Genomic DNA, 13,466 nt, shown 5'->3' with positions numbered 1-13,466 from the left:
ACTAGCGGCCATGAAACAGAGCAGCCCAACCTACCTCAAGCATCATTTCCTGATCGCCATGCCGCACATGGCCGACCCCAATTTCGCCCAGACCGTGACCTACCTGGTCGAACACAACGAGCAGGGCGCCATGGGCCTGGTGATCAACCGTCCCAGCGGCCTCAACCTGGCGGAAGTCCTCGAACAGCTCAAGCCGGACGCCCTGCCGCCGGCGCGCTGCCAGCACATCGACATCTACAACGGCGGCCCGGTGCAGACCGACCGTGGCTTCGTCCTCCACCCCAGCGGCCTGAGCTACCAGTCGACCCTGGAACTGGGCGAGCTGGCGATGTCCACCTCGCAGGACGTGCTGTTCGCCATCGCCGCCGGCACCGGCCCGGAAAAGAGCCTGATCAGCCTTGGCTATGCCGGCTGGGAAGCCGGCCAGCTGGAGGCCGAACTGAGCGACAACGCCTGGCTGACCTGCCCGGCGGACCCGGCGATCCTCTTCGACCTGCCGCCCGAGGAGCGCCTCAGCGCCGCCGCCGCGCGCCTGGGCGTCAACCTCAGCCTGCTCACCGCCCAGGCCGGTCACGCCTGATGGCCAGCGACAAGCCGCTGCGCCTGCTGCTGGGCTTCGACTACGGCACCCGGCAGATCGGCGTCGCCGTCGGCCAGGCGGTGACCGGCCAGGCCCGCGAGCTGTGCGTATTGAAGGCGCAGAACGGCGTGCCGGACTGGAACCGGGTGGAAGCGCTGATCAAGGAATGGCAGCCGGACGCCATCGTCGTCGGCCTGCCGCTGAACATGGACGGCAGCCCAAGCGAGATGAGCGAGCGCGCGGAAAAGTTCGGCCGCCGCCTCAACGGCCGTTTCAACCTGCCGGTCTTTACCCACGACGAACGCCTCACGACCTACGCCGCCAAGGGCGAGCGCCTGGCCCAGGGCCAGCGCGACGGCTACCGCGAGCGACCGGTGGACGCCCTGGCCGCCGCCCTGCTGCTGGAAGGCTGGCTGGCCGAACACCCGGATTGACCCATGGCAGCCGGCACGCCGCCGTTTGCCATTATGCTTTCGCCACCGCGGGCGCCTCCCTACAGCGGGCTCTCCCGGCGGCCATCCCATCGATGTCAGCGAGGAGCCACCATGAGCCTACCCAATCCCGCCGAACTCCTGCCGCGCATGGCCAGCGACCTGCGCGCCCATCTCGCCGAGCGCGGCATCGAGCGGCCGCGCTTCGTCGGCATCCATACCGGCGGCATCTGGGTCGCCGAGGCGCTGCTGAGGGAACTGGGCAACCAAGAGCCGCTGGGCACCCTCGACGTCTCCTTCTACCGCGACGACTTCACCCAGAACGGCCTGCATCCGCAGGTCCGCCCGTCGGCGCTGCCGTTCGAGATCGACGGCCAGCACCTGGTGCTGGTGGACGACGTGCTGATGAGCGGCCGCACCATCCGCGCCGCACTCAACGAACTGTTCGACTACGGCCGTCCGGCCAGCGTGACCCTGGTCTGCCTGCTCGACCTAAACGCCCGGGAGTTGCCTATCCGCCCCGACGTGGTCGGCCAGACCCTGTCCCTGGGTCGCGATGAACGGGTAAAATTGGTCGGTCCCGCACCGCTCGCCCTCGAGCGCAAGGTCCTTTCCTCCGCTTCCTGATCCTCTTCACTAGGGCCTGCCCCATGCCGACAGACGCCAAGCGCCCGCTGCAGCTCAACGACCAGGGCCAGCTGCGCCACTTCATCTCGCTCGACGGATTGCCCCGCGAGCTGCTCACCGAAATCCTCGATACCGCCGATTCCTTCCTGGAGGTCGGCGCCCGCGCGGTGAAAAAGGTCCCGCTGCTGCGCGGCAAGACCGTCTGCAACGTGTTCTTCGAGAACTCCACGCGCACCCGCACCACCTTCGAGCTGGCCGCCCAGCGGCTGTCGGCCGACGTGATCAGCCTGAACGTATCCACCTCTTCCACCAGCAAGGGCGAGACGCTCACCGACACCCTGCGCAACCTGGAGGCGATGGCCGCCGACATGTTCGTGGTGCGCCACAGCGACTCGGGCGCGGCGCACTTCATCGCCGAGCACGTCAGCCCCAACGTGGCGGTGATCAACGGCGGCGACGGACGCCACGCGCACCCCACCCAGGGGATGCTCGACATGCTGACCATCCGCCGGCACAAAGGGAACTTCGAGCAGCTATCGGTGGCGATCGTCGGCGATATCCTGCATTCGCGAGTAGCCCGTTCGAACATGCTGGCGCTCAAGACCCTGGGTTGCCCGGACATCCGCGTGATCGCCCCGCGCACCCTCTTGCCGATCGGCCTGGAAGAGCAGTACGGCGTGCGCGTGTTCACCAACGCCGACGAAGGCCTGAAGGACGTCGACGTGGTGATCATGCTGCGCCTGCAACGCGAGCGCATGCAGGGTGGCCTGCTACCCAGCGAGGGCGAGTTCTTCAAGCTCTACGGCCTGACCGAGAAGCGCCTGAAGCTGGCCAAGCCGGATGCCATCGTCATGCACCCTGGCCCGATCAACCGTGGCGTGGAGATCGAGTCGGCGGTGGCCGACGGGGCCCAGTCGGTGATCCTCAACCAGGTCACCTACGGCATCGCCATCCGCATGGCGGTGCTGTCCATGGCCATGAGCGGCCAGAACACCCAACGCCAGCTGGAACAGGAGGACGCCGAATGACCATCAGTATCCGAGGCGCCCGCGTCATCGACCCGGCCAGTGACCTGGACCAGGTCGGCGACCTCCACATCGAGGCTGGCAAGATCGTCGCCATCGGCGCCGCGCCGGCCGGCTTCAGCGCCCAGAAGACCCTCGACGGCGCCGGCCTGGTGGCCGCGCCGGGACTGGTCGATCTGAGCGTCGCCCTGCGCGAGCCGGGCTATGGACGCAAGGGCAACGTCGAAAGCGAGACCCGCGCCGCCGCGGCCGGCGGCACCACCAGCCTGTGCTGCCCGCCCTACACCCGGCCGGTGCTGGACACCCCGGCGGTGGCCGAGCTGATCCTCGACCGCGCCCGCGAGGCCGGCAACGCCAAGGTCTACCCCATCGGCGCGCTGACCCGCGGCTTCGGCGGCGAGCAACTGTCGGAACTGGTGGCCCTGCGCGACACCGGTTGCGTGGCCTTCACCAATGGCCTGCATGGCTTCGCCAGCAACCGCATCCTGCGGCGCGCCCTGGAGTACGCGGCGACCTTCGACCTGACGGTGATCTTCACCTCGCAGGACACCGATCTCGCCGAAGGCGGCCTCGCCCACGAAGGCCCGACCGCCAGCTTTCTCGGCCTCGCGGGGATCCCGGAAACCGCCGAGACCGTGGCCCTGGCCCGCAACCTGCTGCTGGTGGAACAGAGCGGCGTGCGCGCGCACTTCAGCCAGTTGACCAGCGCCCGCGGCATCGAACTCGTCGCCCAGGCCCAGGCCCGTGGCCTGCCGGTGACCTGCGACGTGGCGCTGTACCAGTTGATCCTCACCGACGAAGCGCTGGTGGGCTTCTCCAGCCTCTACCACGTGCAACCGCCGCTGCGCACCAGGGCCGACCGCGAAGCCCTGCGCGAGGCGGTGAAGAACGGCGTGGTACAAGCCATCGCCAGCCACCACCAACCCCACGAGGCGGACGCCAAGAACGCGCCGTTCGCCGCCACCGAGCCGGGCATCAGCGGCGCCGAGCTGCTGCTGCCGCTGGCGATGACGCTGGTGCAGGACGGCCTGCTCGACCTGCCGACCCTGCTCGCCCGCCTCTCCCACGGCCCGGCCCAGGCACTACGCCTGCCTGCCGGGCGCCTGGCGGTCGGCCAGGCCGCCGACCTGGTGCTGTTCGACCCGCAGGGTTCGACCCTGGCCGGTGAGAGCTGGTACTCGAAGGGGCAGAACAGCCCGTTCGTCGGTCACTGCCTGCCGGGACGAGTGCGCTACACCCTGGTGGACGGACACCTGACCCACGAGGGCTGATCCCTGCCACCACGAAAAAGCCCGCCATCCGGCGGGCTTTTTCATCTTCGCGTTCGCGATTCCGGGGGCGTATCCGTTGCCGGGGTGGGCGCCCTATCCCAGCCTCTGCCACCAACCCGCCTCAACGGCAGGGCGAATAACGCGGAGCGTTATCCGCCGAGGCATGCTCGCCGGGAACACCCGATGGCCGGCAGACGCGCCGGTCGGCGCCGCTCCCTGCGGAGCCTCAGATCTTCGCCAGTGCCTGCGCCAGGTCGGCCTGCAGGTCCTCCAGCGCCTCGACGCCCACCGACAGGCGGATCAGCGAGTCACCGATGCCCAGGTCGGCACGGGTTTCCGCCGGGATGCTGGCGTGGGTCATGATCGCCGGATGCTCGATCAGGCTTTCCACCCCGCCCAGGCTCTCCGCCAGGGAGAAGATCCGCACGTTCTCCAGGAAGCGCCGGGCGCCGGCCAGGTCGCAACGCAGGTCGAGGGAGATCATCCCGCCGAAGCCACGCATCTGCCGTTTCGCCAGCTCATGCTGCGGGTGCGAAGCCAGGCCGGGGTAGTAGACCCGCGCCACCTGCGGCTGGCGCTCCAGCCACTGGGCCAGGGCCAGGGCGTTACTGCAATGGCGCTCCATGCGCAGCGCCAGGGTCTTCACCCCGCGCAGGGTGAGGAAGGCGTCGAACGGCCCGGAGATGGCGCCCACCGAGTTCTGCAGGAAGCCCAGGCGCTCGCGCAGGTCCGGGTTGTCGCCGACGATGGCGATGCCGCCGATCACGTCGGAATGGCCGTTCAGGTACTTGGTGGTGGAGTGCACCACCACGTCGAAGCCCAGTTCCAGGGGGCGCTGGATGTAGGGGCTGGCGAAGGTGTTGTCGGCCACGCTGATGATGCCGCGGGCGCGGCAGAGCTGGGCGATGGCGCGCAGGTCGGTGAGGCGCAGCAGCGGGTTGCTCGGGGTTTCCACCCAGACCATGCGGGTTTCCGGGGTCAGCGCGGCCTCGAAGGCCTGCAGGTCGGTCGGGTCGACGAAGCTGAAGCGATGCCCGGCGCTGCGCCGGCGGACCCGCTCGAACAGGCGGAAGGTACCGCCGTAGAGGTCATTGCCGGAAACGATGTGGGAACCGGCGTCGAGCAGCTCCAGCACCGAGGAGATCGCCGCCAGGCCGGAGGCGAAGGCGAAGGCCTGGGCGCCGCCCTCGAGGTCGGCCACGCAGCGCTCCAGGGCCCAGCGGGTCGGGTTGTGCGAGCGGCCGTAGTCGAGCCCCTTGTGTACCCCGGGGCTTTCCTGGATATAGGTGGAGTTGGCGTAGATCGGCGGCATGATCGCGCCGGTCGAGGGATCGGGGGCCTGCCCGGCGTGGATGACCCGGGTCGCAAAGGCCTGGGCCGGGGCGTCGGGATGCTGGTCGTGCTGGCTCATGCGAGCTTTCTCCGCAAATGGTTCAACAGGTCGAAACGGGTGATCAGGCCGTGGAAGCCGCTGGCATCGGCAACGATCGCCACCAGGCCGCGGTCCAGGACCGCCTGCAACTGGGCCAGGCTGGCGCCGGGCGCGAGGGTCTCCGGCGCGGCGTTCATCGCGCTGCTTACCGCATCGCGGAAGCGTGGCGCGTCGGCGTGGACACCGAGCAGGATATCCGACTCGTCGATCACACCGACCAGTTTTCCATCGTCCAGCACCGGCAATTGCGAAACGTCGGCCAGGCGCATGCGCTGGAAGGCGGTGAGCAGGGTGTCGTCCGGACCGACGCTGATCACCCGGCCCTCCTCGAAGCGCCGCGCGATGATGTCGCGCAGGTCGCCGTAGTGCTTGCGTTGCAGCAGGCCCTGGTCGGTCATCCACTGGTCGTTGTAGATCTTCGACAGGTAGCGGGTGCCGGTGTCGCAGACGAAGCTGACCACCCGCTTCGGCTCCTTCTGCTCGCGGCAGAAGCGCAGCGCCGCGGCCAGCAGGGTGCCGGTGGAGGAGCCGCCGGGAATGCCCTCGACGCGCAACAGTTCGCGGGCCATGGCGAAGCTTTCCTCGTCGCTGATGGAATAGGCATGGCGCACGCTGGAGAGGTCGGCGATGGCCGGTACGAAGTCCTCGCCGATGCCCTCCACCGCCCAGGAACCCGGCGTACCCAGGGTGCCGGAGCGGGAGTACTCGGCCATGATCGAGCCCTCGGGGTCGGCGAGCACCATCTCCAGCTCCGGCTGGACCTTCTGGAAGAACCGGGTAAGGCCGGTCAGGGTACCGGAGGAGCCGACGCCGACGACGATGGCGTCGAGATCGTGGCCGGTCTGCGCCCAGAGCTCCGGGCCGGTGCCGCACTCGTGGGCCAGCGGGTTGGCCGGGTTGTTGAACTGGTCGGCGAAGAAAGCGCCGGGAATGTCTTGCGCCAGGCGCGCGGCAACGTCCTGGTAGTACTCCGGATGGCCCTTGCCGACGTCCGAGCGGGTGATGTGCACCTCGGCGCCCATGGCGCGCAGGTGCAGGACCTTCTCGGTGGACATCTTGTCCGGCACCACCAGCACCACCCGGTAGCCCTTCGCGCGGCCGACCAGGGCCAGGCCGAGACCGGTGTTGCCGGCGGTGGCCTCGACGATGGTGCCACCGGGCCGCAGGCGGCCGTCACGCTCGGCGGCCTCGATCATGGCGACACCGATGCGATCCTTGATGGAGCCGCCGGGGTTCTGCGATTCGAGCTTGAGGTACAGGGTGCAGGGGCCGGTATCGAAGCGCGTCACGCGAACCAGCGGGGTATTGCCGATCAGGTCGAGCACGGCGGGACGTGAGTCGGAAGTCATCTTTTCTCCTTTCGGTGTTTCCGCACGGAGCGATACGGTGCGCGGCCTCGTGAGCCATTGCACCTATCCGTTCTGGGGCTTGCAGACCATAGGGGCTGGCGCGCGCGGGCGCCAATAACCTACAGGTAGAACGTTAGAACCTTTGGTTCCTTAAGTCCCGCCGGAGGAATTCCCTGCCGACCGTGGCGCCACCCATGAAAAAGCCCGCCGGATGGCGGGCTTCTCGCACCTGGCGACGAGCCTCAGATGCGCTGCGGCCCGTTGCGCTCGGACACCTGTCCGTTGAGGGTCCAGAAGTCGTAGAGCACGCCGAGGAAGAACAGGCCGCCGGTGAACAGGTAGATGATCCCGGTGATCCACTTGCCCATGTACATCCTGTGCACGCCGAGCACGCCGAGGAAGGTCAGCAGGATCCAGGCCACGTTGTAGTCCAGGTTGCCGCCCTGGAAGCGCCGGTCGGCCTCGCGGTCCATCGACGGGATGAGGAACAGGTCGATGATCCAGCCGATGAAGAACAGGCCGAAGGTGAAGAACCAGATCGTCCCGGTGATCGGCTTGCCGTAATAGAAGCGGTGCGAACCGGTGAAACCGAAGATCCACAGCAGGTAGCCGATGGCCTTGCTATGGGTGTCGTGCTGTTGAGTCATGCGTCCCCCCTCGTTCCGTGCGCGGCTGCGGCCGCGCTTGAGCCGCAGGTTAGCGGAGCGGCGGACGCCGCGCCAGAGCGGCCCGGCGCATGACAGTTTTGCAATTGCCTATCCTGTAGGCTGGTGCTGCCGCCACCGCCCCACAGGAGCCGCCATGAGCGCCGGACACGAGCACAGCTTCGCCCAGACCAACTCGACCCGCCTGAAATGGGCGTTGCTGCTGACCGGAAGCTTCCTCGTCGCCGAGGTCGTCGGCGGCATCCTCACCGGCAGCCTGGCGCTGATCTCCGATGCCGCGCACATGCTCACCGACGCCGTGGCCCTGGCCATCGCCCTGGCCGCGATCAACATCGCCAGGCGCCCGACCAACGATCGCCTGACCTACGGCTACCACCGCTTCGAGATCCTCGCCGCGGCGTTCAACGCCTTCCTCCTGTTCGGCGTGGCCTTCTATATCCTCTACGCGGCCTACGAGCGGCTCAACCAGCCGGCGGAGATCCAGTCCGTGGGCATGCTGGTGATCGCCGTGCTCGGCCTGCTGGTGAACCTGGCCAGCATGCGCCTGCTGGCGCCGGCCCAGGGCAACAGCCTGAACGTCAAGGGCGCCTACCTGGAGGTCTGGAGCGACATGCTCGGCTCGCTGGGGGTGATCGTCGCCGCGATCGTGATCCGTTTCACCGGCTGGGCCTGGGTCGACTCGCTGGTGGCGGTGCTGATCGGTTTCTGGGTCCTGCCGCGCACCTGGATCCTGCTGCGCGAGAGCCTGCATGTGTTGCTCGAAGGGGTGCCGAAGGAAATCCAGTTGGCCGAGCTGCGCGAAGCGCTGCTGGGGATTCCCGGCGTGACCGGGCTGCACGACCTGCATGTGTGGTCGATCACCAGCGGCAAGATCAGCCTGACCAGCCATCTGGTGTACGACCCGGCCCTGGTCGATGCCGAGGCGCTGCTGGGAACGGTGAAGGCGCTGCTGCACGACCGCTACGAGATCGAACACAGCACCCTGCAACTGGAAACCTCGGCCTGCGCCCAGGCCGAGGAGCCGCTGGCCTACTGAAGACGGTTCAGCGGAAGCGCCGGCCGGCAGGGTCGTCGTCGGTGATTTCCAGGCTCAGGCCCTGGGTCAGGCTCGACAGGTGGTCGGCGTCGCTTTCCGAACCGAGCTTGATCATCAGACGCAGGTCGTTGGCCGAGTCGGCGTGGGCCAGGGCGTCCTCGTAGGTGATCTCGCCCTGGGTGTAGAGCTGGTACAGCGCCTGGTCGAAGGTCTGCATGCCCTGCTCGGTGGAGCGCTTCATCAGCGGCTTCAGCTCGTGCACCTCGCCCTTGCGGATCAGGTCGGCGGCCAGCGGGGTGTTCAGCAGCACCTCGATCACCGCCCGCCGCCCCTTGCCGTCGGGGGTCGGCACCAGTTGCTGGGCGACGATGGCCTTGAGGTTCAGCGACAGGTCCATCCACACCTGGCCATGACGGTCGGCCGGGAAGAAGTGGATGATCCGCTCCAGCGCCTGGTTGGCGTTGTTCGCGTGCAGGGTCGCCAGGCACAGGTGGCCGGTCTCGGCGAAGGCCACGGCGTGGTCCATGGTCTCCCGCGAGCGCACCTCGCCGATCATGATCACGTCCGGCGCCTGGCGCAGGGTGTTCTTCAGCGCCACCTCGAAGGAGTCGGTGTCCAGCCCCACCTCGCGCTGGGTGACGATGCAGCCCTGGTGCTGGTGGATGTACTCGATCGGGTCCTCGATGGAGATGATGTGCCCGGTGGAGTTCTTGTTGCGGTAGCCGATCATCGCCGCCAGCGAGGTGGACTTGCCGGTGCCGGTGGCGCCGACGAAGATCACCAGGCCGCGCTTGGTCAGCGCCAGCTTCTTGAGGATTTCCGGGAGCTTCAGCTCTTCCAGGGTCGGGATGTTGGTCTCGATCCGGCGCAATACCATGCCCACCAGGTTGCGCTGGTAGAAGGCACTGACCCGGAAGCGGCCGATGCCGCGGGCGCTGATGGCGAAGTTGCACTCATGGTTCTCGGCGAAATCGCGGCGCTGCTGCTCGTTCATCACGCCTAGCACGGTCTCGCGGGTCTGCTCCGGCGACAGCGGCGTCTTGGTCACCGGCATCACCCGGCCGTTGACCTTCATCGACGGCGGTACGCCGGCGGTGATGAACAGGTCGGAGCCGCCCTTTTCCACCATCAGGCGCAGCAGCTTTTCGAATTCCATGATGTTCTCGCTCACTCAGGGGCGCGCCGCGACGGCGAGCCGGATGCGGGCGAGCGGGCGCTGGACGCGCTCGCCGGCAAGGATAGGTAGGAATGCGCCTACGGTACCGCTCTCCCGCTCTTGAATCCTAGACGCAGTTCCGGGATTCGGGCGAAGCGCGGCGGAACGGCGCCAGGATCAGAAGTTTTCCGGGATCTTCGCCTTCTCGCGGGCGTTCTCGCGGCTGATCAGGCCCTTGGCGACCAGGCCCTTGAGGCACATGTCGAGGGTCTGCATGCCCAGCGAGCCGCCGGTCTGGATCGCCGAATACATCTGCGCGACCTTGTCCTCGCGGATCAGGTTGCGGATCGCCGGGGTGCCGATCATGATCTCGTGGGCCGCCACCCGGCCGCCGCCGATCTTCTTGATCAGGGTCTGCGAGATCACCGATTGCAGCGACTCGGAGAGCATCGAGCGGACCATGGCCTTTTCCTCGGCCGGGAACACGTCGACCACCCGGTCGATGGTCTTCGCCGCCGAGGTGGTGTGCAGGGTGCCGAATACCAGGTGGCCGGTCTCCGCCGCGGTCAGGGCCAGGCGGATGGTTTCCAGGTCGCGCATCTCGCCGACCAGGATGATGTCCGGGTCCTCCCGCAGCGCCGAGCGCAGCGCTTCGCTGAAGCCGAGGGTGTCGCGATGCACCTCGCGCTGGTTGACCAGGCACTTCTTCGATTCGTGGACGAATTCGATCGGGTCCTCGATGGTGAGGATGTGGTGGTACTTGGTGTTGTTCAGGTAGTCGAGCATCGCCGCCAGGGTGGTGGACTTGCCCGAACCGGTCGGCCCGGTGACCAGTACCAGCCCGCGCGGGACGTCTGAAACACGTTTGAACACTTCTCCCATGCCAAGCTCCTCCATGGTCAGTACCTTGGAGGGAATGGTCCGGAATACCGCGCCGGCGCCACGGTTCTGGTTGAAGGCGTTGACCCGGAAACGCGCGACGCCCGGCACCTCGAAGGAGAAGTCGGTCTCGAGGAATTCCTCGAAGTCCTTGCGCTGCTTGTCGTTCATGATGTCGTAGATCAGCGCATGCACCTGCTTGTGTTCCAGCGGTGGCAGGTTGATCCGGCGTACATCGCCATCCACCCGGATCATGGGTGGCAGGCCGGCGGAGAGGTGCAGGTCCGAAGCGCCCTGTTTGGCACTGAAGGCGAGCAGCTCGGTAATATCCATGGGACTCCCCAATTACAAGCAAGCAGGTAGAATGCCGCCAAAGCCGCCGTCTCGGACAAGGAAAACACCGGATGAGCCAGGGTGCTTCCAGGACACGCGTGGTGTCCTGCGCCAGACGCGGAACCTCGACACTGGAACAGGAAGATGGCCATCGAGGCCGGCGGTTTCGAGGGCGTCGAGCCGACGCCGACCGCACTTCCATAGGGCGCAGGTAATGTCCACGATAGCAGAGAATATTGCAAAGGTTGCCGCGCGCATCCGTGAGGCAGCGCAAGCTGCGGGGCGCGATCCGGCCACGGTCGGCCTGCTCGCCGTGAGCAAGACCAAGCCCGCCGCCGCGGTGCGCGAGGCGCACGCCGCCGGCCTTCGCGACTTCGGCGAAAACTACCTGCAGGAGGCCCTCGGCAAGCAGGCCGAACTGGCCGACCTACCCTTGAACTGGCACTTCATCGGCCCCATCCAGTCGAACAAGACGCGGCCCATCGCCGAGCATTTCCAGTGGGTGCACTCGGTGGACCGGTTGAAGATCGCGCAGCGCCTGTCGGAGCAACGCCCGGCCGGGCTGCCGCCCCTGAATGTCTGCCTGCAGGTCAACGTCAGCGGCGAAGCCAGCAAGTCCGGCTGCGCCCCCGAGGACCTGCCGGCCCTGGCCGAGGCCGTGAAGCAACTGCCCAACCTCCGATTGCGTGGCCTGATGGCCATCCCCGAACCCACCGCCGAACGCGCCGCGCAACACGCCGCGTTCGCCCGCCTGCGCGAACTGCTGCTGGACCTGAACCTTGGCCTGGACACCCTGTCCATGGGCATGAGCGACGACCTCGAGGCAGCCATCGGCGAAGGTGCGACCTGGGTCCGCATCGGTACCGCCCTGTTCGGCGCCCGCGACTACGGCGCGCCGGCTTCTTGAAGGAATCCCCTATGAGCACACCCCGCATAGCGTTCATCGGCGCCGGCAACATGGCCGCCAGCCTGATCGGCGGCCTGCGCGCCCAAGGCGTGCCGGCGGCGCAGATCCGCGCCAGCGACCCGGGCGCCGAGCAACGCGCGAAGATCGCCGGCGAGTTCGCCATCGACGTGGTCGAGTCCAACGCCGAGGCCGTGGCCGACGCCGACGTCGTGGTCCTGTCGGTCAAGCCGCAGGCCATGAAAGCCGTGTGCCAGGCCTTGGCGCCGGCGCTGAAGCCGGAGCAACTGATCGTCTCCATCGCCGCCGGCATCCCCTGCGCCAGCCTCGAAGCCTGGCTCGGCCAGCCGCGCCCGGTGGTCCGCTGCATGCCCAACACCCCGGCGCTGCTGCGCCAGGGCGCCAGCGGGCTGTACGCCAACGCGCAGGTCAGCGCCGCGCAACGCGAGCAGGCCGGGCAGTTGCTGTCTGCGGTAGGCATCGCCCTGTGGCTGGACGACGAAGCGCAGATCGACGCGGTGACCGCAGTGTCGGGTAGCGGCCCGGCGTATTTCTTCCTGCTGATGCAGGCCATGACCGACGCCGGCGAGAAGCTCGGCCTGTCCCGCGAGACAGCCTCGCGCCTGACCCTGCAGACCGCCCTCGGCGCGGCGCAGATGGCGCTGTCCAGCGAGGTCGAGCCGGCCGAACTGCGGCGCCGGGTGACTTCGCCCAACGGCACCACCGAGGCGGCGATCAAATCCTTCCAGGCCAACGGCTTCGAAGCACTGGTGGAGCAGGCCCTGAACGCCGCCAGCCAGCGCTCCGCCGAGCTGGCCGAACAGCTTGGCCAATAAGGAGTAGTCGATGATCGGCCTCAACACCGCTGCTATCTATATCCTCCAGACCCTCGGCAGCCTCTACCTGCTGATCGTGCTGCTGCGCTTCATCCTGCAGTTGGTCCGCGCGGACTTCTACAACCCCCTCAGCCAGTTCATCGTGCGCGCCACCAAGCCGCTGCTGAACCCGCTGCGGCGGATCATCCCCGGCTTCGGCGGGATCGACCTGGCCTCGCTGGTGCTGGCGATCCTGATCCAGCTGGTGCTGATGATCCTGATCCTGATGCTGATGGGCTACGGCGTCGGCGGCTTCATCATGCAACTGCTGATCTGGTCGATCATCGCCGTCACCTCGCTGTTCCTGAAGGTGTTCTTCTTCGCCCTGATCATCAGCGTGATCCTTTCCTGGGTCGCCCCGGGCAGCTACAACCCCGGCGCGCAACTGGTGAACCAGATCTGCGAACCGCTGCTGATGCCGTTCCGCAAGCTCCTGCCGAACCTCGGCGGACTGGATCTCTCGCCGATCTTCGCGTTCCTCGCGCTGAAGCTGATCGACATGCTGGTGATCAACAACCTGGCGGCCATGACCGGCATGCCCCAGCAGTTGAGCATTTTCCTCTGAGCTTCTACCGCTGGGACGGCGAGGACCTGCTCCTCGATTGCCACCTGCAGCCCAAGGCGAGCCGCGACGAGTTCGCCGGGCTGCACGGCGAGCGCCTGAAGATCCGCCTCACCGCACCGCCGGTGGAGGGCAAGGCCAACGCCCATCTGCTGGCCTTCCTCGGCAAGGCCTTCGGCGTGGCCAAGAGCCTGGTGAGTCTCGAAAGCGGCGAGCTGAACCGGCAGAAACGGGTGCGCATCCGCCGTCCGACCCGATTGCCGGAGGAACTGGGGATCGCCGCTCGACCCGCTTGACCGACCTTACGTGCAGGAATGTGAAGCAGGCCAATTGACGCTCCC

15 protein-coding genes are annotated in these 13,466 nt (G+C 67.4%); 10 read left to right on the top strand and 5 right to left on the bottom strand.

Annotated elements, in window-relative coordinates; all coding sequences use genetic code 11:
• Nucleotides 1–10 precede the first annotated feature (10 nt).
• The 5 genes from ACM0M4_RS02250 to ACM0M4_RS02230 all read left to right on the top strand — a co-directional run bounded on the left by ACM0M4_RS02250 (nucleotide 11) and on the right by ACM0M4_RS02230 (nucleotide 3,934).
• Entirely contained in the window at nucleotides 11–580 is a 570-nt protein-coding gene (locus ACM0M4_RS02250) for a YqgE/AlgH family protein (RefSeq protein ID WP_003100947.1), read from the top strand.
• Nucleotides 580–1,014 carry a Holliday junction resolvase RuvX gene (gene ruvX, locus ACM0M4_RS02245; protein ID WP_003084575.1) on the top strand — a complete coding sequence of 145 codons (435 nt, stop codon included), beginning with the start codon at nucleotides 580–582 and terminating at the stop codon, nucleotides 1,012–1,014. The genes ACM0M4_RS02250 and ruvX overlap by 1 nt, the downstream gene beginning before the upstream one ends.
• A gap of 111 nt (nucleotides 1,015–1,125) precedes the next feature.
• Nucleotides 1,126–1,638 (top strand): bifunctional pyr operon transcriptional regulator/uracil phosphoribosyltransferase PyrR, encoded by a 513-nt coding sequence (pyrR, locus tag ACM0M4_RS02240; RefSeq protein ID WP_003084574.1) that lies wholly within the window; start codon nucleotides 1,126–1,128, stop codon nucleotides 1,636–1,638.
• Between the two features lie 23 nt (nucleotides 1,639–1,661).
• On the top strand, nucleotides 1,662–2,666 hold the full coding sequence (locus ACM0M4_RS02235) for an aspartate carbamoyltransferase catalytic subunit (RefSeq protein WP_003084569.1): 1,005 nt from the start codon (nucleotides 1,662–1,664) through the stop codon (nucleotides 2,664–2,666).
• The gene (locus tag ACM0M4_RS02230) at nucleotides 2,663–3,934 is read left to right on the top strand and encodes a dihydroorotase (RefSeq protein ID WP_003114891.1); all 1,272 of its coding nucleotides are present in this window, start codon (nucleotides 2,663–2,665) and stop codon (nucleotides 3,932–3,934) included. Before ACM0M4_RS02235 ends, ACM0M4_RS02230 begins: the two co-directional genes overlap by 4 nt.
• A gap of 226 nt (nucleotides 3,935–4,160) precedes the next feature.
• On the opposite strand, the gene ACM0M4_RS02225 is transcribed toward ACM0M4_RS02230, so the two are convergent.
• The 3 genes from ACM0M4_RS02225 to ACM0M4_RS02215 form a co-directional block, all read right to left on the bottom strand.
• Nucleotides 4,161–5,345: a cystathionine gamma-synthase gene (locus ACM0M4_RS02225; protein ID WP_003110017.1), complete on the bottom strand. Its 1,185-nt coding sequence runs from the start codon at nucleotides 5,343–5,345 to the stop codon at nucleotides 4,161–4,163.
• Nucleotides 5,342–6,715 (bottom strand): pyridoxal-phosphate dependent enzyme, encoded by a 1,374-nt coding sequence (locus ACM0M4_RS02220; RefSeq protein ID WP_003100955.1) that lies wholly within the window; start codon nucleotides 6,713–6,715, stop codon nucleotides 5,342–5,344. Before ACM0M4_RS02220 ends, ACM0M4_RS02225 begins: the two co-directional genes overlap by 4 nt.
• 242 nt (nucleotides 6,716–6,957) lie before the next feature.
• Nucleotides 6,958–7,362 (bottom strand): NINE protein, encoded by a 405-nt coding sequence (locus ACM0M4_RS02215; RefSeq protein ID WP_003084560.1) that lies wholly within the window; start codon nucleotides 7,360–7,362, stop codon nucleotides 6,958–6,960.
• Nucleotides 7,363–7,516: 154 nt separating this feature from the next.
• Here ACM0M4_RS02215 and czcD point away from each other — a divergent pair, with 154 nt between their 5' ends.
• Entirely contained in the window at nucleotides 7,517–8,416 is a 900-nt protein-coding gene (czcD, locus tag ACM0M4_RS02210; RefSeq protein WP_003100957.1) for a CDF family zinc transporter CzcD, read from the top strand.
• A 7-nt stretch (nucleotides 8,417–8,423) separates the two neighbouring features.
• Here the strand turns inward: czcD and pilU are convergent, their stop codons facing one another.
• Nucleotides 8,424–9,572 (bottom strand): type IV pilus ATPase PilU, encoded by a 1,149-nt coding sequence (gene pilU / locus ACM0M4_RS02205; RefSeq protein WP_003100959.1) that lies wholly within the window; start codon nucleotides 9,570–9,572, stop codon nucleotides 8,424–8,426.
• Between the two features lie 177 nt (nucleotides 9,573–9,749).
• Nucleotides 9,750–10,784, bottom strand: coding sequence for a type IV pilus twitching motility protein PilT (pilT, locus tag ACM0M4_RS02200; RefSeq protein ID WP_003084552.1), 1,035 nt, complete (start codon nucleotides 10,782–10,784; stop codon nucleotides 9,750–9,752).
• A 214-nt stretch (nucleotides 10,785–10,998) separates the two neighbouring features.
• Here pilT and ACM0M4_RS02195 point away from each other — a divergent pair, with 214 nt between their 5' ends.
• The 4 genes from ACM0M4_RS02195 to ACM0M4_RS02180 are packed head-to-tail and all read left to right on the top strand — an operon-like array spanning nucleotide 10,999 to nucleotide 13,421.
• Nucleotides 10,999–11,691, top strand: coding sequence for a YggS family pyridoxal phosphate-dependent enzyme (locus ACM0M4_RS02195; RefSeq protein WP_003084549.1), 693 nt, complete (start codon nucleotides 10,999–11,001; stop codon nucleotides 11,689–11,691).
• 11 nt (nucleotides 11,692–11,702) lie between these two features.
• The gene (gene proC, locus ACM0M4_RS02190) at nucleotides 11,703–12,524 is read left to right on the top strand and encodes a pyrroline-5-carboxylate reductase (RefSeq protein ID WP_003084546.1); all 822 of its coding nucleotides are present in this window, start codon (nucleotides 11,703–11,705) and stop codon (nucleotides 12,522–12,524) included.
• A gap of 10 nt (nucleotides 12,525–12,534) precedes the next feature.
• Nucleotides 12,535–13,128, top strand: a complete 594-nt coding sequence (locus tag ACM0M4_RS02185; RefSeq protein ID WP_003084544.1) for a YggT family protein — start codon at nucleotides 12,535–12,537, stop codon at nucleotides 13,126–13,128.
• Nucleotides 13,125–13,421 (top strand): DUF167 domain-containing protein, encoded by a 297-nt coding sequence (locus ACM0M4_RS02180; RefSeq protein ID WP_031628111.1) that lies wholly within the window; start codon nucleotides 13,125–13,127, stop codon nucleotides 13,419–13,421. Before ACM0M4_RS02185 ends, ACM0M4_RS02180 begins: the two co-directional genes overlap by 4 nt.
• Nucleotides 13,422–13,466 lie beyond the last annotated feature (45 nt).

It is taken from the genome of Pseudomonas sp. 18-147, from assembly GCF_051048045.1.
GTDB classification, from domain to species: domain Bacteria; phylum Pseudomonadota; class Gammaproteobacteria; order Pseudomonadales; family Pseudomonadaceae; genus Pseudomonas; species Pseudomonas aeruginosa.
The sequence above is the reverse complement of the archived record's forward strand: the minus strand, read 5'-3'. Positions and strand labels throughout refer to the sequence as shown.

Coding starts and splice junctions, on each gene's coding strand:
- ACM0M4_RS02250 (WP_003100947.1), top strand. CDS start 11: ATGAAACAGAGCAGCCCAACCTACCTCAAGCATCATTTCCTGATCGCC.
- ruvX (WP_003084575.1), top strand. CDS start 580: ATGGCCAGCGACAAGCCGCTGCGCCTGCTGCTGGGCTTCGACTACGGC.
- pyrR (WP_003084574.1), top strand. CDS start 1,126: ATGAGCCTACCCAATCCCGCCGAACTCCTGCCGCGCATGGCCAGCGAC.
- ACM0M4_RS02235 (WP_003084569.1), top strand. CDS start 1,662: ATGCCGACAGACGCCAAGCGCCCGCTGCAGCTCAACGACCAGGGCCAG.
- ACM0M4_RS02230 (WP_003114891.1), top strand. CDS start 2,663: ATGACCATCAGTATCCGAGGCGCCCGCGTCATCGACCCGGCCAGTGAC.
- ACM0M4_RS02225 (WP_003110017.1), bottom strand. CDS start 5,345: ATGAGCCAGCACGACCAGCATCCCGACGCCCCGGCCCAGGCCTTTGCG.
- ACM0M4_RS02220 (WP_003100955.1), bottom strand. CDS start 6,715: ATGACTTCCGACTCACGTCCCGCCGTGCTCGACCTGATCGGCAATACC.
- ACM0M4_RS02215 (WP_003084560.1), bottom strand. CDS start 7,362: ATGACTCAACAGCACGACACCCATAGCAAGGCCATCGGCTACCTGCTG.
- czcD (WP_003100957.1), top strand. CDS start 7,517: ATGAGCGCCGGACACGAGCACAGCTTCGCCCAGACCAACTCGACCCGC.
- pilU (WP_003100959.1), bottom strand. CDS start 9,572: ATGGAATTCGAAAAGCTGCTGCGCCTGATGGTGGAAAAGGGCGGCTCC.
- pilT (WP_003084552.1), bottom strand. CDS start 10,784: ATGGATATTACCGAGCTGCTCGCCTTCAGTGCCAAACAGGGCGCTTCG.
- ACM0M4_RS02195 (WP_003084549.1), top strand. CDS start 10,999: ATGTCCACGATAGCAGAGAATATTGCAAAGGTTGCCGCGCGCATCCGT.
- proC (WP_003084546.1), top strand. CDS start 11,703: ATGAGCACACCCCGCATAGCGTTCATCGGCGCCGGCAACATGGCCGCC.
- ACM0M4_RS02185 (WP_003084544.1), top strand. CDS start 12,535: ATGATCGGCCTCAACACCGCTGCTATCTATATCCTCCAGACCCTCGGC.